This window comes from Streptomyces sp. NBC_01142, assembly GCF_026341125.1.
Taxonomy (GTDB): domain Bacteria; phylum Actinomycetota; class Actinomycetes; order Streptomycetales; family Streptomycetaceae; genus Streptomyces.
Map to the genome: position 1 here is coordinate 1,342,497 of NZ_JAPEOR010000003.1, position 19,409 is coordinate 1,361,905.

Annotated in this window: 16 protein-coding genes and 4 pseudogenes; 7 read left to right on the forward strand and 13 right to left on the reverse strand. The window is 67.3% G+C overall.

The window, feature by feature from the left end:
* Positions 1–35 precede the first annotated feature (35 nt).
* Positions 36–242 (reverse strand): annotated as a pseudogene (locus OG883_RS40275) (IS110 family transposase); the annotation flags it as partial.
* A 218-nt stretch (positions 243–460) separates the two neighbouring features.
* Between OG883_RS40275 and OG883_RS40280 the strand changes: the two are divergent.
* On the forward strand, positions 461–919 hold the full coding sequence (locus OG883_RS40280) for a hypothetical protein (RefSeq protein WP_266552102.1): 459 nt from the start codon (positions 461–463) through the stop codon (positions 917–919).
* A gap of 115 nt (positions 920–1,034) precedes the next feature.
* On the opposite strand, the pseudogene OG883_RS40285 reads toward OG883_RS40280, so the two are convergent.
* From OG883_RS40285 to OG883_RS40305, 5 genes and pseudogenes are all read right to left on the reverse strand, one after another.
* Positions 1,035–1,566: pseudogene (locus OG883_RS40285) on the reverse strand (transposase); the annotation flags it as partial.
* A gap of 76 nt (positions 1,567–1,642) precedes the next feature.
* Positions 1,643–3,184: an ISL3 family transposase gene (locus tag OG883_RS40290; RefSeq protein WP_266553264.1), complete on the reverse strand. Its 1,542-nt coding sequence runs from the start codon at positions 3,182–3,184 to the stop codon at positions 1,643–1,645.
* Position 3,185: 1 nt separating this feature from the next.
* On the reverse strand, positions 3,186–5,642 hold the full coding sequence (locus OG883_RS40295) for a Pls/PosA family non-ribosomal peptide synthetase (RefSeq protein WP_266553267.1): 2,457 nt from the start codon (positions 5,640–5,642) through the stop codon (positions 3,186–3,188).
* A gap of 369 nt (positions 5,643–6,011) precedes the next feature.
* Positions 6,012–6,617, reverse strand: coding sequence for a histidine phosphatase family protein (locus tag OG883_RS40300; protein WP_266552105.1), 606 nt, complete (start codon positions 6,615–6,617; stop codon positions 6,012–6,014).
* Positions 6,618–6,672: 55 nt separating this feature from the next.
* Positions 6,673–7,881 carry a DUF418 domain-containing protein gene (locus tag OG883_RS40305; RefSeq protein ID WP_266552108.1) on the reverse strand — a complete coding sequence of 403 codons (1,209 nt, stop codon included), beginning with the start codon at positions 7,879–7,881 and terminating at the stop codon, positions 6,673–6,675.
* A 173-nt stretch (positions 7,882–8,054) separates the two neighbouring features.
* On the opposite strand from OG883_RS40305, the pseudogene OG883_RS40310 reads away from it, so the two are divergent.
* The 3 genes and pseudogenes from OG883_RS40310 to OG883_RS40320 form a co-directional block, all read left to right on the forward strand.
* A pseudogene (locus OG883_RS40310) lies at positions 8,055–8,242 on the forward strand (DNA-binding response regulator); the annotation flags it as partial.
* 92 nt (positions 8,243–8,334) lie between these two features.
* Positions 8,335–9,438, forward strand: coding sequence for a sensor histidine kinase (locus OG883_RS40315; protein WP_266552111.1), 1,104 nt, complete (start codon positions 8,335–8,337; stop codon positions 9,436–9,438).
* 386 nt (positions 9,439–9,824) lie between these two features.
* Positions 9,825–10,082, forward strand: a complete 258-nt coding sequence (locus OG883_RS40320; protein ID WP_323181058.1) for a SpoIIE family protein phosphatase — start codon at positions 9,825–9,827, stop codon at positions 10,080–10,082.
* Between the two features lie 19 nt (positions 10,083–10,101).
* Here OG883_RS40320 and OG883_RS40325 read toward each other — a convergent pair whose 3' ends face one another.
* Positions 10,102–10,662: an IS5 family transposase gene (locus OG883_RS40325; RefSeq protein ID WP_266552114.1), complete on the reverse strand. Its 561-nt coding sequence runs from the start codon at positions 10,660–10,662 to the stop codon at positions 10,102–10,104.
* Between the two features lie 369 nt (positions 10,663–11,031).
* Between OG883_RS40325 and OG883_RS40330 the strand changes: the two genes are divergently transcribed.
* Positions 11,032–11,871, forward strand: a complete 840-nt coding sequence (locus tag OG883_RS40330; RefSeq protein ID WP_266552117.1) for an IS5 family transposase — start codon at positions 11,032–11,034, stop codon at positions 11,869–11,871.
* Positions 11,872–11,915: 44 nt separating this feature from the next.
* Here the strand turns inward: OG883_RS40330 and OG883_RS40335 are convergent, their stop codons facing one another.
* From OG883_RS40335 to OG883_RS40345, 3 genes are all read right to left on the reverse strand, one after another.
* A complete protein-coding gene (locus tag OG883_RS40335; RefSeq protein ID WP_266540984.1) occupies positions 11,916–13,028 on the reverse strand; it encodes an IS630 family transposase in 1,113 nt (370 codons plus the stop codon).
* Between the two features lie 122 nt (positions 13,029–13,150).
* Positions 13,151–13,636 (reverse strand): hypothetical protein, encoded by a 486-nt coding sequence (locus OG883_RS40340; protein WP_266552120.1) that lies wholly within the window; start codon positions 13,634–13,636, stop codon positions 13,151–13,153.
* A complete protein-coding gene (locus OG883_RS40345; RefSeq protein ID WP_266552123.1) occupies positions 13,629–13,802 on the reverse strand; it encodes a hypothetical protein in 174 nt (57 codons plus the stop codon). The genes OG883_RS40340 and OG883_RS40345 overlap by 8 nt, the downstream gene beginning before the upstream one ends.
* Before the next feature lie 268 nt (positions 13,803–14,070).
* Here OG883_RS40345 and OG883_RS40350 point away from each other — a divergent pair, with 268 nt between their 5' ends.
* Together OG883_RS40350 and OG883_RS40355 are read left to right on the forward strand one after the other, a co-directional pair.
* Positions 14,071–15,081 (forward strand): ferritin-like protein, encoded by a 1,011-nt coding sequence (locus OG883_RS40350; RefSeq protein WP_266552126.1) that lies wholly within the window; start codon positions 14,071–14,073, stop codon positions 15,079–15,081.
* A 472-nt stretch (positions 15,082–15,553) separates the two neighbouring features.
* Positions 15,554–15,829, forward strand: coding sequence for a hypothetical protein (locus OG883_RS40355; protein ID WP_266552129.1), 276 nt, complete (start codon positions 15,554–15,556; stop codon positions 15,827–15,829).
* 42 nt (positions 15,830–15,871) lie between these two features.
* Here the strand turns inward: OG883_RS40355 and OG883_RS40360 are convergent, their stop codons facing one another.
* The 3 genes and pseudogenes from OG883_RS40360 to OG883_RS40370 all read right to left on the reverse strand — a co-directional run bounded on the left by OG883_RS40360 (position 15,872) and on the right by OG883_RS40370 (position 19,376).
* Positions 15,872–16,249, reverse strand: a complete 378-nt coding sequence (locus OG883_RS40360; RefSeq protein ID WP_266552132.1) for a VOC family protein — start codon at positions 16,247–16,249, stop codon at positions 15,872–15,874.
* Positions 16,250–17,509: 1,260 nt separating this feature from the next.
* Positions 17,510–17,699, reverse strand: a pseudogene (locus OG883_RS40365) (DUF6381 family protein).
* 285 nt (positions 17,700–17,984) lie between these two features.
* Positions 17,985–19,376, reverse strand: a complete 1,392-nt coding sequence (locus OG883_RS40370; protein ID WP_266552135.1) for an IS1380 family transposase — start codon at positions 19,374–19,376, stop codon at positions 17,985–17,987.
* Between the last annotated feature and the right edge of the window lie 33 nt (positions 19,377–19,409).

The following is a 19,409-nucleotide window of genomic DNA, read 5'->3' on the forward strand; positions in this document are numbered from 1 at the left end:
ACGTCACGGTGGATGACGTGCCGGGGTTCGGGGGCGGACCGGCGCTGGTCAAGCACGGATTGGAGTGAGCTGGCGAGGCTTGGGACGATCAGCGCGGCGGCATCCGTTCCCGGGACGACGACGGTCTGTTCGTCGAGTGCGGTGAAGACGTCCTCGATCAGTCGCTCCGCCATCCGCGGCGCTTTGGGACGTATCAAGGTCACGAGGCGACGGCGTCCGGCCTTGCGGATCTGGGCCGACGACCACCAGCACCGTTCCGTGCTTGGCCTGGAGCCTGTCGAACAGCTCCCGCAGCGGGACGCGGGCCCAAGTCGCCGTGCACGGGGGCGAGATGGCCACGGGGCGGACGGGACGAGTTCAGACCTTGATCAACTTGCGTTCTGATGACATGTAAAATATCACATGTCATGCACGCCATCCGGGAATCCCTGGACGGTGCTTCACCTCAAGGAGGACCACCATGAACCGCTTAGCTCTGCTCGCCGCCGGCACCGCAGGTCTGGCCGTTTTCGCGATCACCCCGGCCAGCGCCACCGCGCAGTCGGTTGACACCGTCGCGACCGTCACCTCCTGCGGCCACTCGGGTCTCCAGGCAGGCCTGTCCACGCGGGTGTGTGCCGCGGTCACCGGTAACACCGTCGAGTTCTACGGCACGGTCGGCTTCGCCGGCCCGCCCTCCCATGGCAGCCCGGCGCCCGCCCCGAAGGAACTGATCACGACCCTGTCCGCAGAGGTCGTCGGCAGCGGCGCCGCGCCCAGCACCCAGACCAAGTCGGTCATCTTCACCTTGTCGAACCTCGAGGTGCACGGCCTGGTCACCACCGTCCCGTGCGGCTCGACCATCCGCGGCACCTTCGGCGCGGCCTCGTTCCCCCGCCCGGCCAACCCGGTGGTCCACGAGGTCACCATCACCTGCTGAGTGCGTGACGCGTACTCGACCCCGCTGCCGCGGGGTCGAGTACGTCGTCCCACGCACGACCCCGTCAGGCGCCGGGCCGGGTTGCCGTCCAGCCGTGTTCGAGGAGTTCGAAGGCGCGGGTGACGGCTTCCCGGGTGCTGCCGGTGGCGTTGCCCTGTGCGACGCGGGGCGGCCGAGAAGCACGAGCACGACCCCGAAGCGTTCTCAGGTGGGCCTGGACCTCACCGGTCGTCAGGCCCTTCGCGGCGAGCGAGATGACCATCTCGTCGACGCCGGTCAGACGCCGCTGCCTCTTCTTCACGATCTTCGGCTCGAACGACTCGTCCCTGTCACGGGGAACGGCAATCTCGACGGGTCCGACCTCGGTCAGCGCCGTTTTGGAGCGGGTTCCGTTGCGGGAGTTGCCGCCGTTCTTGCCTGCCGGGTCGTGCTGGTCATAGCCGAGGTGATCCGTCACCTCGCCCTCCAGAGCCGACTCCAGGAGTCGTTTCGTGAGCTGCTGCAGCAGACCCCTCGCCGGTCAGCTGCAGTCCCTCGGCCTGAGCGCGGCCCACCAACTCCTCGATCAGCAGGTCATCCACAGCCTTCGCCGACTGCGGGGCGCCAATCCCCGAACTCTCTTCCTCAGGCGTGTTGTTACTGGCCATCAGTGCATCCTCCATGATCAGGAGTTACACCGTTCTTCTGGCCCTGTCTCACATTCGGTGGTAACGGAGGGTGTCGCTATCCGAGGAGGATGCGGTGGCGAAGGAGGGTGAAGCCTGCTCGTCCGTGCATCTGCCGTGCGATCCGCTTGGTCTTGGTGTTGACGCCCTCGGTCGGGCCGTTGCTGTACGGGAGGGTGAACGCGGCGATCACAGCGTCGCGGTCTCGCTCCAGGCCCCGGGTGAAGGCGTGCAGATGCGGCAGATCGGCTGCGCGGACCTGGACAATCCAGCGCGCGAGCGCATCGGCATGTCCTGCGTCAGGCGTCAGGAGCTGGGCAAAGTCCCCGATGCAGAAGGCCAGTTGGGTCATCTCGGGGCAGGCGGCGGTGAGTCGAGCCAGGAGATCGCGATGCTCGGCCTTGAGGTTGTTGGGCCTGGTGAGCAACATCCGGGCGAGTCTGCCCCCAGGGATGTGGCTGCGGTCGGCATCCGCACGGCCTTGGTTGATGTACTTGTGCAGGAGGTTGAAACAGCCCGTGAACCCAAGGGCCTTGATCTCTTCGAAGAGGTGCAGGACCGGGACGGCGGGGTCCTCGGCCCGGCGTTTACGCAGATGCTCGCGGTAGGGGTCGACGAGGCTGGCACGGTATTTGGGGACGCGGAGCATTCGCTCGGGCCGGTCGGCTCGGGCATAGCGTTTGACGGTGTTCAGGGCCAGTTGCAGCCGGCGGGCGCTCTCGAGCAGGCCCACGCCCTGGTCGAGCAGGTCATGGACCTGGTGCCAGCGTTCCAGCGTGGTCTGTGCACGGGGCCCGTCGTATAGGGGCGCCTCCAGCACGGTGGCCCAGCAGTTGCTGTGCGCCTTCACCTCGCTCAGGGCGGCTTCGCACAGGTTGTGCCACAGATGCCAGCGGTCACCGACCTGCACTGCGTCGGGCAGGGCGCGGCGGATGGCCTCGGCGTAGGTTGCGGAGCCGTCACGGCACACGACCTTGATGCCCGGATGTTCGCGCAGCCACGCCTCCAGGGTGTCGGCGGTGCGGTCGGGCAGCACGTCGATTCGCTCATGCGTCTCAACGTCGATCACCACGGTCGCGTAGCGGTGCCGCCGGCCCAGAGCGAAGTCGTCGACACCAATCACGCGGGGTATCCGCCCTGTGGGCAACGGAATCCGCAACAGGGTGCGCAGGGCCGTGTGACGCGACAAGCCCACCGCGAGTATCGCCAGCAAGCGTGCCCCCGCCCGGCCCGCTAACTCCTTGACCACCGCCTTGACCTGCCCGGTCAGACGAGCTGTACGTCGCTGGTATCGCTCCAGGACTCCGGGCACCTGCTCGCGGAAGGTGTGACGGCAGTCGCGCGTAGGACACACCAGACGCCGCACCCGTACGCGGACCACCACCCGGCGGCTGTCGACCGGTACGTCGGCCACCGTCCGCCAGTGATAGCCGTGCACCCGCCCAGACGACGCCCCGCACACCGGGCAAACCGCAGTGTCCTTCGGCGTCCGTGCCCGCACCACGAGCTGCTCGCCCTCGTCGATCACATCCTCGGTGACCAGCGGGGACAGCCCCGAAAAGACTATCTGCACAATCTCATTGACATCCTTCACGCGAATGTCAACGACCCTCGCGATTCTGCGTCACCACCGAATGTGAGACAGGGCCGTTCTTCTTACAGTCCCGGGCCGGATTTCCGCCCCACCCTGCGTGAGAGGGAATTTCCTCGCCCTTCATCAGGAAGGAGTCGGCGGCAAGCTGTGCGTGGTCGCCGATCGTGGTGCCGTAGTGGACGAACGCGCCTACGCCGAGCGTCACGCCCTGGCCGATCCTGGCGTGGTCGGACTTGAAGGCGCCGTCTTCCTGCGAGTGGGACTGGATGACGCTCGCGGTGTTGAGTGTGCAGCCGTCCCCGATGCTGACGAGGGTTCGCTCGATCAGCGTGCAGCCGTCGTCGAAGACCCGGCGGCCGATCCTTGCGCCCAGTAGCCGCCAGACCAGGCTCTTGAAGGGGGTGCCGTTGAAGAGCTGCATGTAGCGGTGTGAGGTCAGTTTCCAGAAGCGTTCGTGTCGCCAGAAGGAGGGGTCGTAGATCGAGCAGTAGAGCGGCTTCAGTAGCCGGAATCCCGTGACTGCCCTTTCGATCAGTGTGAAGTAGAAGACGGTGAACGTGAGAGTGAGCAGGCTCGCCAGTGCAAGCGCCGGCACGCCATGGACGTGGTAGAGGTCGACGGCGGCCATGGCGATGAGGGCGAGTACGAAGAAATGGAACCACCGCGCGAGCAGGTGCAGGCTCGCGGTGACTGCGTTGTGCCTGTTCTTGGCAGCGAGGCGGCGGCGCAGCTCGTCGCCGTTGGCCAGGTGGTCGAACTGCTGGTCACGCATCACGGTGCGGGGGATCTCGAAGCTGGGTGAGCCCAGCAGGCCCACGCCTTCGCGCACCGGCCCATCGATGGGGACCAAGACCTTCGTCGCGAGCAGACAGTTGTCGCCCGTCCGTCCGCGTGAGGGATAGGCGATGTTGTTGCCGAGGAAGTTGCGCGGCCCGATCGAGGCCCGGGAGAAGCGGAAGGAGGTGCTGGAGAACTCGGCGTTGATGACGGACAGACCGTCGGCAACCATGGTTCCGCTGCCGACCGTGCTCAGGTAGGGGGTGTCGTGCTTGACCATCGTGCCGAAGTTCGAACCGGTCTGCTCGACGCGGCACAGGTCGTACCCCAGCCAGCGCAGGTAGTGGACGATCGCGGAGCTGTCCCCGAAGAGCGTGGTGAAGAACCTGATGTTGGTCATCCGCATGATCGCCCGGTGGATGCCGTAGTGGAAGCCGTACAGCGGATAGATCCTGTCGGGCTTGATCACGAGACTGAGCAGCCGCGGCAGCGTGCTCACCGCCAGCAGGCCCAGGAGCGTTCCCCCGAAGAAGGCCACCAGGGAAGCGATCAGCGCCTCGATGTAGAACGCGCGGCTCGTGAAGACCGGCGGGTCTGTGGTCGGCAGTAGGTTCAGCTGCGGCATCGCGGTGAGGACGATGCTGACGCCGGCCACCGTCAGCGGCAGGTACACCAGCAGCCCGGCCATCAGCTGTCCCAGGCCGTAGAGGGCTCTGCGCGCAGAGCCGCATGTAGCGGGTTCGACGGCCCGGTAGTCGGTTTCCGCCCGCTGCGCCGGTGAGCCGTGCCAGGCCTCACCGGCCGGTACGGCCTGGCCGGAGTGCAGGGAGGAGGCGTGGCCCAGCTGGGCGTCGTCGCCCATCGACGTCTCGATGTCGAGGACGGTCTGCTCGCCGACGGTCACGCCCGCGCCCAAAGCTACCGGGCCGGTCTCGATCCAGCCGTCGTGGGCCCGGTAGCAGGACAGGAGCACGTCCTTGCGTATGACCGTGCCGTCGCCGACGGAGAGCAGGTCGGTGCAGACGGGAACGGTACGGGAAAGGATGGTGACACCTTTTCCGATGCGTGCGCCGAGGGCCCTCAGGTACAGCACGTACAGCGGTGAACCGGTGAGCAGGCGGGCCGGGCTGGTACGGATCAGGGACTTGACGCACCAAAAACGCAGGTAGGCGAGACCCCACAGGGGAATCCGCAGTGGGGCGAAACGGCCGATGAGTATCCACTTCGCGGCGACGGGAAGGGCGCACAGGCCGAAGAAGACCGCTGCACCGAACAGGACCGCCCGCAGGTAGAGGCCGGCTGTCCCGGAACCGGTCAGGATCCACTGGTAGCCGCGGATTGCGGCGACGGCGCCGAGGCAGGAGAAACTGAGGAAGGCCAGCAGCTGGGCCGCCCCGCACAGCACGTACCGCCACGTGCCGGACGGTGACCCGGCCGGCACGTCGGACGGCGCGTCGGTCGGCGCCGGAGAGGGGACGATGTCCGTGAGCGCCGCGGCCAGGCTCCGGATCGTGGAGTGCCGGTAGATGTCCTTCATCGACGCAGTGGGCAAGTCGGCCCGCTTGCGGACCCGTGCGCAGAACTGGGCCATCACCATGGAATCGGCACCCAGATCGGTGAAGAAGTTGCTGTCGACTGGCACCTGCTCGGTACGCATGACTCCGGCCAGCACCTCAGCCAACAGCATCTCGGTACTGGCCGCCGCCGCACGCGTGCCCGCGGCCGTGGTGTCCTCGGCGGACGCCGTGCCGGCCGGAGCGGCCGTGGCACCCTCAGCGCTATTGCCCATCACGACACCTCCCCCAGGGCGTTCCGGTCGGCACAGACCCATGCGGCCACGCACGGCGGCCCCATCCTGGAACAGCATCCGGGGCACGCCACCCGAACGTCACAAAATCATGAACTCTGGTATGGCCACGAAACCACGAAACCATGTGTCGTTCACCCACAGTCAGTACAGTTCTGTCGGTTCTCCATCGGAATCGTCCGGCCCCGTCCGCACATGTAGGGCAGTAACAGCAGCTTGAGCGGCCACGCATCAGCTCCCGGCGAGCTGTCATGTGACCAAAGCAGGCCCCCTGCACTCCAACGGACGACTGCTGGCACTTTCATAAAGAGTGGCTCGGTCGAGCCGGACGTCCCAGCGGCCACCGCGCCACGTGAAGGCGAGCGCGGACAGGGGTGGCACATCGAGATGCCAGAAGGCTCTTGCCGGCGCGGACAGGGCAAGGACGAGAATGGCCCGGACCACGGCAGGTTCGGTGATGGCCAAGGCGCGGCCCGTGTCGGGCGGCAGGCTGCTCAGCCAGTTCGCGGTTCGCCGGCAGAGCTGACGTACGGACTCGCCGCCGTGTGGCGCGGAATCCGGGTCGGTGAGCCAGGCGGTGAACCCATGGGGGTCGGTGGCGGTGACTTCGCCGACTGTCCGGCCGCACCACTCGCCGTAGTCGAAGTCGCGCAGCGCGGGCTCGAGTGTTGCCTCCATGCCAAGGGCGTCAGCCATCTGAGCGCAGCGGGAGGAAGGAGCCCGGATGGTCAGCGAGTACGGACGGAGCGCTGCTCCGGCGGAGCCCGCCTCACGCAGGCCGCGCTCACTCAGGCGACCGTCGCCGAAGGCGGCACCCCCGGCCGTCGCACACAGCAATGTCAGGTGAACCTTCATACGACTGTCCTCCTTCCTGGCCCGGAATGACACCGGGTGGTGTGGCTGCCGCCGCTCAGTTGATGAGGCGGGCGGGTGTGGTGGTGGCGGCGTGCAGCATGTACTCCAGCGGTCCGCGGCGGAAGAATCGGGTCCAGGCGAGGGCCAGCAGCATGGCCGCAACGGCGAAGCAGATGAACACTTGCAGGGCGGCGGAGTCCGGCAGCTCGTCGGTGCCCAGAACCTTGATGGCGATGATGTGGCCGACATACGCAGTCAGGGCGATGGAGCCGACCGCGGTGACCGGCGCGGCGAGCCACCGCAGGCGCGTCGACCGGTTGGTGGCTATGAGGCAGGCAGCCATGACCGTCAGGGCGACGCCGGTGTTGGCCACGATGGACCAGGTCGTTTGGCTGTGCGGCGCGGCCACCAGCAGCCAGGCGGGAACGCCTGCGGCCGGCTCCTCGCCCACGCCGTCGGACCACCACGCCGATGCCGCCGCCGAGGTGTCCGTGGCCGCGTTCACGCCTGCCGGTGCTCCCGGGACCAGGTGCAGTGCCAGCCACGAACCTCCGTAACCGAGCACGGCCAGCGCACCGCCGCACACGGCGAGCTTGCTGAGAACGCGGGGCCGGCCGAGGTCGAGCTTGGCCACCGCCATTCCGGCGATGATGAAGGGAAGCCAGGTCAGCACCGGGTACGGGCCGGTGACGAACAGCTCGACGGAACCGTCCGAGCCGGTGATCCAGGCCAGCGGATCGTAGGCGATGACGGCATCGGCCCAGCTTCCGCCCTCCACCGCGATCCGGATCAGATACAGCACCTGGGGCATGACGAGCGCGGCCGCCGCGGCGATGACGGCCAAGTTGGCCGCGCGCAGCCGGTACAGCGGAAGGGCGAGGGCGAAGAGCAGGCCGAATTGGGCAAGGATCACGTCGACATCGGTGTCCAGCCAGGTGAGGGCGTAGCCCACGGCGATCAGAACGGCGGCGCGGATCAGCACCCTGACCACTGCCTGCCGCCCCGCGCGCCCGGTCCGCGGCTGCGGCCGGCCGGTAAGAAGGACCAGGGTGAACCCGGCAAGCACAGCGAACAGGGCAGAGGACCGGCCACGGGCGACCTCCATCAACCACCCCAGCGGGCCGCCCACCGAGGGCTCGGGACCGACGTGGGCCGCGAACATACCCAGGATCGCCAGGCCCCGGGTCAGGTCAAGGCCGATCAGGCGCCCTGTCGATGAGCGGCCCGCCGCGGGCAGCACGGCCGGTGATACGTCGTGCCTCATACGCCCAGGGTTGGGGAAACTGCCGGTAGCCAACATCCGGCAGGTGTCCGGAACGCCCCCGCCAACCGACTGGTGTAGCCCCGCCGCCCGGCCGGATTCGGTCTCGGGCCCCCGCTGGACGTCCCTCGGCGTGGTACGAATCGGACAGTGGTCCGATGGCGAGTGGAGCATGTGTGATTCGGGTTACGGCGGTCGCCGACGAGGCCCTGATCCGTACGGGCACAGCCTCGACGCGGCGGACGACATCGACCTCGTTGCGGCGGTTCCCGGCGGCCAGGCGGTCCGGACGGCATAGGAGATACGTCTCGAGGTCGTGCTGCTGGACATCCGGATGCCGGACGTCGACGGACTCACCGTCCTCCTCATCGCCGGGGAGGTGGGTAGCCGCGTGCAGGCCGCCCTGCTCGCTGACCGGGCCGGCCCTCTCAAGCCGTCGCAGGACCAGGAGGAGAGATGATCCCCCGCCGCCTGCCCGCCTCGGTGCTGGACGCCGCCCTCGTCGGAGTCGCGCTGCTCGATGTCTGGGCCCATGTCGATACCGGCGAGCCGCTGCGTCTGGCCTGCGCCCTGGCCGCTGCCCTCTCGCTTCTGTTGCGCCGTCGCCTGCCGCTGCTCACCTACCTGCTGACCCTGCCCGCCGTCCTGCTCTCCGACGCGATATTCGCCGCGCTGGCCGCGCTGTACACCCTGGCCTCCCTCACCCCCCGCCGCACTCTCCTGGCCGTCTGCGCGATTGCGTTCACGATCGGCGACATGACCTCGTGGCCGTCTCCGAACTTCGACCTTTCGGACACGTCGACCTGGATCACTCTGGGGTACACAGGGGCGACGGCGGGGGCGGCCGTCTTTCTCGGTCAGCTCGTCCAGACCCGGCGTGATCTGTCGTTGCGGATCGCGGAGATCTCCGAGGTGCGCGACCACGAGCGGCTGCTGACCGACCAGACCGTGCTGGCCGGGGAACGCGCGCAGCTCGCCCGGGAGATGCATGACGTTGTCTCCCACCAGGTCAGCCTGATTGCGGTGCGGGCCGGAGCACTCCAGGTCGGCACGCGGGACGCCGAGGTCAGGGAAGCCGCAGCCACGATCCGGCGGCTGAGCGTACAGACCCTGGACGAACTGCGGCACATGGTCAGCGTCCTGCGTGCCTCCGGCGGCCGCCTTACGGAACTGACCCCGCAACCGTCCCTGGCCGACCTGCGGCAGCTGGTCGACAACAGCGGCATCGAGGCCGAACTGCGGACGGACCTCCCCCACGGCCTCCCCCCGACCGTCCAGCGCGCCATCTACCACACCGTCCAGGAAACACTGACCAACGTACGCAAACACGCCCCCGGCGCCACCACGACGATTCGCATGTCCCACGAGGGCGGCACCGTCCGTGTCACGGTCACCAATACCGCACCAACACGGCCCGCACTCCCTCTCCCCAGCGCGCACTACGGCCTCGTCGGCCTGCATCAGCGCGCCGCGCTCCTCGGCGGCACCGTCACCTCCGGCCCCACGGCCGACGGCGGCTACCACCTTCGCCTGGAACTTCCGGCCGAGGGCACGTCGTGATCGGGCGAGCATGAGAGTGAGATGGAAGGAATGCTCGGGACACGAGGTGCCGTCGACGGCGTGGAACGGCTCACCGTGTGAGGTCAGCCTTTGCCGTCATGCGGCATTGCGCGGCCCGGTAGCGTCCGCCCATGCCACTTGAACCGGTTTGGGCAGCACTTGTCGACGTCCCCGCTGTCCCACGCTCAGCAACGGTCTGTGCTGAAGTCGTTGCCCGTCACGCGGACCCCGTGACGGCTGCCCGCTTGTTCGCACGACCTGATGCGTGTCCACCCTGCTTGAAAAGGGGCGTACCTAGGTCACCTCGGCCTGCCCGAAGACCGGCGCCACCTGGGCAGTGGGAAACGATCAAGACGTTCACGGGAAGCGATCTTCATTGGCCGCGTGTGCGTGCTGGCCAGCGCGTTTCGTCGATTCCCAGGGCCAGCGCGGCCTACACCCCCGGCTACACCCTCCTGCTCTACAGCGACGGCATGATCGGACACTGCGGCGAGGACATCGGCGTTGGCCTCGCCCGCCTGACCGACGCTCTCGCCCAGTGCAGCAGACTCGCAACCAAGCGCCTCGCCGACGCCGTCCTGGCCCGTCTCGGTGTCGGCGGCGGCGCTCACGACGACATCGCCCTGGTCATCGTCAGCCTCTGACATCGCCCCGTCTCGGGCCTCATGCTCTCGGTGCCGGCAGGTTGTTCTTGTAGCCGGCGTCCACCCAGGCTTTTGTCACGCTGGGCAACTTCGCGGCGAGTTCGTCGGCGACGAGTTTGCCGCCGTTGGTGTCCTGCACGCCGGCCGCCGTGATGATCAGGACCAGCAGCAGTCCCAGGGTGTCGGTGGCGATGTGCCGCTTACGGCCCTTGACCTTCTTCCCGCCGTCGAAGCCCTGCGTGGTGTCCGGCGCATTCGGGGAGGCCTTGACGCTCTGCGCGTCGATCACTGCGGCCGTGGGCAGGATCCGGCGCCCCTTCTTCTTCCGTAACTGCTCACGGAGCGTGTCGTGGATCTCCTCGGCGGTACCGTCCGTCTCCCATGCCTGGAAGTAGCCATAGACCGTCGTGTGCGGGGGCAGGTCGTGCGGCAGATACCGCCACGCGATGCCGGTTCGGGCCACATAGAGGATTGCGTTGACGACCTCACGCAGGTCAGTGGTGGGCTCCCGACCCTCAGCGCGAGCCGCACGCCACTCCAGCAGCAACGGCTCGATCAGCTCCCACTGGTCGTCCTTCAAGTCCGAGGGATACGCACGTCGTTGAGTCACCACATAGTCAATACAGCCCCACAGCGGCGCCCGCTACGAGATCATGGAACCCACGTCCATTCCGCCACCGCGCGTACCGGACAGTTGGGTGGAATCCCCTACCGAACACCCTCCGAGTGGGCGTTTGGAGGTGGTCTGTGTCGTTAAGTGAGCTCTACGGTCGACGGTTTTCACGGTTTTTGCCCCATGCGTGCACCTTCGCGTCCGTCGAGCCGTTGACCCGGCCACCCGTTTGCTCCGCTTCTCGTGCGTGAAGTCCGTCTGGTTTGAAGATGAGGCAGAAACGCCCAGCAGGCAGCGGAACGACATCGTCCGCCGCGTCCATGCCAACGCTACGACGTGAGTCAGCGCAAGCCGTACCCCAGCGACCTGTCCGACGCCCGATGGGCCTTGATCGAGCCGACGTTGACGGCCTGGAGAAAGGCCCGGCTCGACCGCAGGCCCACCGGCCAGCCGGCCAAGGTCGACCTCCGTGACGTGTTCAACGCGATTCTCTACGTCAACCGCACCGGAATCCCCTGGAAATACCACCCACACGACTTTCCGAACCACGGCACCGTCTACGCCTACTACGCCGCTCGGCGCGACGAGGGAATCCTTGCCCAGCTCAACTACGACCTGACCGGACTGGCCCGCGTGAAAGAGGGCCGAAAACCCGAACCGACGGCCTCCGTCATCGACACCCAGAGCGTGAAGACCTCCACCAACGTGCCCCTGACCGGCCAGGGAACGGACGTCGCCAAGAAGATCGTGGGCCGGAAGCGGGGCATCGCCACCGACACGATCGGCCTGATCCTCGCAGTGACCGTCACTGCCGCGAACCTCTCGGAAAACGCCGTAGGAATACGCCTTCTCAACCAGGCCAAGAAGACCTACCCCAGCATCTCCAAGAGCTGGGTCGACACCGGCTTCAAGAACGCCGTCGTCGAGCACGGCGCAGATCTCGGAATCGACGTCGAAGTCGTCAATAGAAACCCCGGAGTTCGCGGCTTTCATGTCGTGAAAATGCGCTGGGTTGTCGAGCGAAGTCTGGGTTGGATCATGATGCACAGGCGCCTCGCCAGCGACTACGAGACCCTCCCGGCCAGCTCCGAAGCGATGATCCATATCGCTTCGATCGACAACCTCGCCAAGCGTATAACGGACGAGACCACCCTCACCTGGCGAGGAACCTACTAGGGCAGAAAGGGCAATCTGCCTAGTGTCTCGTGATTCTGTTCATGTCAGTTCGAGTTGTTATTGACGAGTTTCTTCACGTTGGTCGCGACGAGTCGGACCTTCGCGAGGACCTCGCCGGAGGTCGCGGTCCAGGTGAACGGTTTCGCTGTCGTGTTCCAGGAGTTGATGTAGTCGCGGATCTGTTTGATCAGGACGTTGACGCTGGAGAACGTGCCGCGGCGGATGGATTGCCGGGTGAGGATTCCGAACCAGATCTCGATCTGGTTCAGCCACGAAGAACCGACGGGAGTGAAATGGAAGTGGACTTGCCGGTTCTTGACCAGCCACTCCTTGACCTCGGGTGTGGTGTGCGTCGAGAGGTTGTCCAGGACGACATGGATGTCCTTCCCGGCGTACGGTTTCACCGCCTTCTTCAAGAAGGCCAGGAAATCCTTGCCGTTCCGGGTCGGCCTGCACTCGCCGAGCACTTCACCGGTGGTCACGTTCAGGGCGGCGAACAGGTTCGTGGTGCCGTGCCGGACGTAGTCGGCGGTGCGCTGCTCGCTCGCCGCGAAGGCGACCGGCAGCACCGGCTGGGTCCGGTCCAGAGCCTGGATCTGCGTCTTCTCGTCGATCGAGAGGACCACCGCGCCACCCGGCGGAGCCAGATACAGGCCGATCACATCGGCCACTTTCTCCGCGAACGCGGGGTCTTTGGAAATCTTGAAGGTACCCAACCGGTGCGGCTTCAGGCTCTCCTCCCGCCAGACGCGCGCAATGTAGTGCCAGGACACGGTGATGTTCTCGGCCCGCTCCAGATACTTCGCCAACTCCCGCGTGGACCAGTGCGAAAGCCCCGTACGGTCCGGCGGCGTCATGCGCGTCAGCGCAATCACCCGGGCCCGCACCCGCGCCGGCACCTGCTCCCGCGCGCCACCAGGACGCTCACCTTCCAGCCCGGCCAGGCCCTGCTCGGCATAGCGGATCTTCCAGCGGTCCACGGTCGGCAGCGACACCCCGAGCAGCTCGGCAATGTCCTTGCGCCGACGCCCCTCACTCGACCACAGCACGATCCGGCCCCGCGTTGCCATGTCCGCAGGAACATCCCGACTGTTCACCAACTCCCGCAACTCGGCGGCCTGTTCCACGGAGAGCTCCACACCAGAAGACCCTGCCATACAAGATCAAGTAACGCTGACGGAATCACGAGACACTAGATCAAACGCCCTCTAACATCGCACCCCTCCCGGGTGGTTGACCGTGCCGGCCTCGGCGGTGGCACCGTGCTCGCGCATCCACGTTATGCAGACCTGCCGCCCGGGAACTGCCCGGCATTGCGCCAGGCCAGGCGGTGGCCGGACCTCTCATCAGCGTCTCCGACGGCACCCCACGGGCCCGGCGACACCACCCCCCAGGTCATCACTTCGACAGAGGGGACACAGTCATACCGGGCCCGGAGGCCAGCGGCCCCATTGCAGGACCGCGAAAAAGATAACGGGGGTCCGCCGGCAGGGGCGGAGTCTGTGGGGCAGCTGCGGCTGTAGACGATCTCGCCGAACGAGACCATGTACGCGACCTGCCGCCGATAGATCGTCGTAGGGCCCTCGACCAGGAGCGGTTCGCGGTCCTGGAAGTGCAGGATCTTGATGCCGTTGCGAGCAGAAACCATGTCTGCCACCGCGAAGTACACGTGGTCGTGAACGATCAGGTCCCCGACCCGGATGGTGGTTGGCGTCTCGATGCTGCCGCGGTACCCGACCGGCCCCTTGATCGAGTCGTCAGCCATGACTGCGCGCCGAGGTCTGCTGAGCCCCGTCACGCGCGACCCGTGTACGTACCCAGCGCGCGAACTCGTACGCGTCACCCGAGCGGAGTGTGATGAGCACGGTTCCGTGGCCGTCCTTCACGTCCCCGACCTGAACGGGCCCCTGGAGCTTCATTAAGTCACCCATCTGCTGCCTGTACAGGCGCTCCCCGCCCGCCAGATCGGCCTCCGGCCCGCGCACCTGCGCTCCCCTGCTGGAACGGCACCGACAGCCCACCGCCTCCGGGCGCCGGGCGGGGCCCGGAGGCGGTGGTGTTCACTCATTCCGGTTGATTGGTGCGGACCCGGTCCGGTGGCGTGTGTCCGTGCGTCAGTGTCGCGACGGGAGCGGCTTGTTCCCGTGGCCGCTGCCCACTACGGCGGGATCGGCCCGACATCCAACGCAGGGAAACCATATGACCAGCACAGTTGCCGGAACGCCCGAGATCGTCCGGCTGATGACGGTCCCCACTTCCGAACGGGACCTGCAGTGGCTCAAGGAGGGTTTGCAGGCGGCCGTGGCACTGGAACTCTCGACGCTCCCGCCGTACCTGTGCGGCTACTGGTCGGTCACAGCACCGTCGTCCGAAGCCGCTCGGCTCATTTCGCATATCGCCGTCGACGAGATGTTCCACATGGGGCTGGTCTCCAACATGCTCACCGCGATCGGTGGGACGCCGCGCATCGTCGAGGCCGCGACGGAGATCTCCTATCCCGGCCGGCTGCCGGGCGGGGTGCGGCCCCAGCTGAGCGTGTACCTGTCCGGCCTCACGAAGAACTACGTGAAGGAGGTGTTCATGGAGATCGAGATGCCGGAACACCCCCTGGCGTTCACCAGCGAGGGTGTGCCGACGATCGGAGCGTTCTACGACGCGCTCCTTGACGCCTTCAAGCACGTCAACCCCACCATCGATCCCGCCAGGCAGCTGACCAGCAACGTCGGTGCGGCGAACAAGCTCGTGCCGATGACCGACCTCGGCGTCATCGAGGAGAGCATCGCCCTGATCAAGGAACAGGGCGAAGGCACGCCGGAGTCACCGAGCGGCGGGGACGCCCCGGCCCACTACTACCGCTTCGGCGAGCTCTACCACGGGCACAAGCTGCGGTGGACGGGAACCGACTGGAAGTTCGACGGCGACCCCGTCGCGTTCCCCGATGCCTACCCGATGGGCCGGCTCACGACAGCCTCATGGCCGGACCCCGCTCCGGACGTGGCCGCACTGCTCACGACGTTCAACCAGACCTACACCACCATGCTCGGACACCTCGACAAGGCGTGGGAGACAGGGTCTGCCACAGAGCTGGGTGCGTCGATCGGCAAGATGTACCAGCTCGCTTCCCCCGCGCGGTCACTCATGCAGATGCCGCTGCCGGACAGCGACGGTACCAAGACCTACGGACCCGAGTTCCTCGTCGTGCCGACCTGAACCGGCCCGGCGGGTGCGACCGGTGAGCCGACAGACCCAGCATCGATCCGCCCTCAGCACGCCGGACACGGCTGGGCCGGTGTGGGAGGTCCGTGCCTTTCCTTCGGGACCATTCGTAAGTGACCGAGACAGACGTCGTCTTGCGAGTGCTGCAGCGCCCTCGCCCAAGCGGTCCGTCTCGCGCGAGGCTTTCGTGGGCCGTGGATCGTGGGGTGGGTGCGGAGAGGCATTCCGCAGCCGCCCCGCTCCCGCACCTGCCCACGGCCATCCGGCTCGGCTCTGGTCCGTCGATGCGGCTCGTGAGATGCACGATGCGCGCGGTGCGGTGCATCGCCCGGCGGTGCGCACTACACTGCTGTGATGCGCACCGGCCGGTGCAGGGTGCGCTTCCATCGCCTGACCCAAGGCGACGGCGTTCAGCTGGTGCAGGATGTCGACGACGTCCTCGTGGTCCTTGGTGAGGATCTGCGCGGTGAAGCGGATAACCGCGAGAGCGATGCCCGCGGCCGCGTCGGCGCCGGCCTGCTCGTGCCAGGACCGCAAGGTGCCCAGGAAGCAGATCCCCCAGCTCGAACAGGGCGAACGAGCCGTCGCACGGAACCTCCTCCCGGTTCCGGTCGGGCAGGCTGGTGACCGGGCCAGCGGCGGGGAGCTGGCCGAGTCGCCAGCGGAGGCGGTGCCAGCAGTGCATCTGATGGCCGCCCTCGAGGCGAGCGTCCGGGCGGCACGAGCCGAGCGTGGCGAGTGACGAAGGCGGCTGGGCCATCCGCCGACAGCTTCGGTCACTCTGTTAGCTGGCGCCATCCGCATAGAGGCAGAAGGGGTGACCAGCAGGGTCGAGCATCACCCTGACGTTGTTCTGCGGCTGATGCTCGGACTCCCGCGCACCGAGTTCCAGCGCGTGTGCCACGGCAGCCTGCAGATCGACGACTTCGAAATCCAGGTGCATCGTGACCCGCTGAACGTTCACCTGGGCGGGCCAGACCGGAGGGACGTATCCGCCCGAGAACTGGAAGGCTATATAGCCCACGCCTTCTGGCGGCGCGACAGCTGCCCCATCAGAGTCTTCCTTGGTGATCTCCCATCCCAGCAGTTCCGAGTAAAAGTGCGCGAGCGCCAGCGGATCGGGCGACTCAAGTACAACGCCCCACCAGTCATGTCTCGACATGCGAGGAGTGCCGGGCTCATGGCTGGGTCGTCCACGCATGCCGCCGAGTACCTCCGGACGCTCCGCTGCAGAACCTGTTCACAGGCTGACCTCTGGAGCCTACCGACTGTCCGAGCACAAGGAGCAGACCTTGCGCGCAAGGCTGCCGTACCTACTACGGGACGCCCCCTGGAGCCACAGCACACACAACTCCCCGACCATGCACGCACTCGGAGCCGATCTACTTCATTGTGTTACTAGCCGTTCTTAGCCAGGCCCCGAGCCGTCCGTGACCGCGACGGAGTCGGGCTTCGTTCCCCGGACGGACTACGCTGCCCTCGGCCCGTGCCGGAATGGAGTGTGCGGGATAGGCTGCCCCGGTCCCCGTGACGGGACGCAGTACGGCCGAGGCCGCCTCCGCACGGCGACGTCACGCCGCCGCCCATTTCAGACCGAAGGTCGGCCAACCGCGTGAGCTTGTCCTTCGTGAGCTTCCCGCGGCGGCTCTTACTGTTGGATAAAAACACCCCGTTCACCGCGTGCTCCTGCCCGTCGACCACTGGAGTCCGCGAACCGCCCTTGTCCGGTCCGGCCACCACGATGACCCCCGATCTGGAGAACCTCCGGTTCACCAGGCGCACTCACTGGTAGGAGCCCAGCTCATCATGAGCGTCGGGCATCGCCTACCGAGGTCGGTGAGGCGGAGCAAATCCGGGAACATCGTGAGCCCGCAGAACACCGGACGTCCTGACTCTGCCGCTGGCTGCCGTCACCCGGTACGGGCTGGGACATGGTCTTCTTCGGCGGCTTCGCGGGGCTGGTCCTGGGCGCCCTCTACGGGGCCGGCCTGCTTCTGCTGCGCCGTGCGGGTCGCAAGACGGCGATTCCGTACGGTCCGTTTCTGAGCGGCGGCGCGCTGGCCGGGGTCCTGCTCGGCAGCAGCCTCGCGCCTGATCCCGGGCGTTGCGGGGGAGCGCCTGGTGGCGCGCTTCGGCTGCGGCGAGCAGGTATGCCGCGCCCTCGGATGGCGAAAGAAGCCCTGCCAAGTCGACCGGAGCGGCTGTTCTGCTGGGGGAGGATCAGATGAACGGTCATCACGGGTGGGTGGGGGAGAAGTCGTTGGCGAAGCTGAAGAAGAAGCACGGGGTACGGATCCCGTACGTCGTGGACGATCGAGGGCACACATACGACCGGCACGCGATCGATGTCAAGCCGCGCCCTCCCTGGCCTGCTACGCCTCGAGAAGCGCAAGAGACCACCAGCCGGCGTGTGGCGGGGCTGCTACTCCATGGGGTCCATACCGCGGCTGCCCATGCCGCTCTCCTGCTCGCTGCTCCTGCAGGCGGCGGGCCTTGTCCGTCAGCCGCTTGCGCTCTTCCGGGTCGGTGGTGCGCTCGGCCGCGTCCTTCATCTCCTGCGCCTTGGCGCGCATCTGCTGTGCACGGCCGCCGGATTCGCCTGCAACGCTCATGATTACTCCTGGATCTCGGTGGGAGAGTGGGCCTTAACAGCGAATCAGCGCCGCGACGCCCACGCATCCCGGATCGTCACCCACTGCTATCCCCGCAGCTCCGTCCTGTTTGCAAGCACTTCCGCTGGCACTAGCCTCGCTGTTTCGGTTGGGGGTGATGAGGCGTCGCTGATCGTCAGCTGTCGGGTGGGCGAGTGTTTTCTCTGCTCGGGCATGGCGGAGTCCCGGCGCGGGGGTCGGGTTCTCCGAGGTCTTTCGGGTCGTGGGCGGGCTGGGGGTTACCGGTCAGCCGGCGGGTCGGGGCAGTGCGGCGAGGCGATGGAATGCCGTGGCGAGTTCGTCTCTCCAGGGCCAGGTCGCCGATATCCGCAAGCGCAGACGCCGACCGCCGCGGGTGAGGCGTGCGGCGACGTGCAGCAGCCGGTAGCGGAGCTTCTTCGGCTCGGCAGACGCGAGTTCACCGTCCAGCAGCAGGACGCGCATCCAGGCCAGCAGGTCGATCGCCGCAAGGCTGAGTTCGAGCCAGGCGGCATTGACGTTGAAGTCGCGGGAGGGGAAGCGGCCGAAGCCGGTGGTCTTGCCGCACCGGATGTGGTCCTCGACGCGTGCATGGCCGCGGTGACGGACCTCCAGGAACTGGGCGGATCCACCACCGGGGGAAGGGGTGTCGGTGAGGAACACCTGATGCCGCAGGCCCTCGTCCTGGTCGAACAGGGACAGCTGGGCTCCGGGGTGCGGCCGCTCCCGGCGCACGATGATGCGGGTGCCGGCCGGGTAGCCGTCCAGGTCGACCATGCCGGTCAGCTCGGCGACCTCGGCCCCGGCACGCAGTGTCCCGTCCTGGTCCAGGGCGGGATGCCAGAGACGGCTGGGCATGGCCCGGATAGCGCGTCGGACCGGCTCGGTGATGGCGTATCCGACCGAGAAGAAGGTACGGATTCCTCGTTTGCGCAGGTCGCGGACGTGAGCGAGGAAGGCTTTTGCGGATCCGGCGCCGTCGGTGCGGATGAGGAGGTCGGTGCCGTGCCGGTGGGCGTCGGGGATCTGCCCGAGCGCCTGGTCGAGCACCGTGATGTGGTCGCTCGCGGTGTTGGCGCCGGCATTCCCGGGCCGCAGCCGGCCGGACAGTGCCTCGCCGGTGTTGGCGAGGAAGCACAGCAGCGGGTGGAACCCGAAGCCGCCCTTGTAGGTGGGTGCGGCCTGCGCTTTCTCTGAGTGGCAGGCGATCAGTGTGGCATCGAGATCCAGGACCAGACCGGGCAGCAAGCGCCCCGCGGTGCGGACTGCGGGTATGCCCTCACCGTGTTCGGCGGCCTGCAGCCAGGCGACTTCCCGGGCCTGGGCGCGAGCAGAAGCCAGCGAGGCGAGGGCGGTCTCGTCGACGTCGGCGAGCAGCCGCCAGGCCGTTGGTGTCGAGGCGATCGGGCCGAACACCCCTACCTGGTCCCGTAGCACGGCCAGGTCCGCGATGGCCTCACCGCCGTCGGCGAGCATCACCGCCAGGTCGGTGGCGATCCGACCGGGGTCATGTCCCGTCCCGCGCGGCCGAAGCGGCCTGAGCGCGGCGGAGTACGCGGCGGTCAACCCCATGGCATCGGCGAGATCCGCCAGCAGCCGTGCCCTGGCATGACCGACCACCCCCGAACCATCGGCGCTGACATGGATCTTGGGACGCAACCCGATACCCTGCACGTAGAAAGTGCCCTCCGC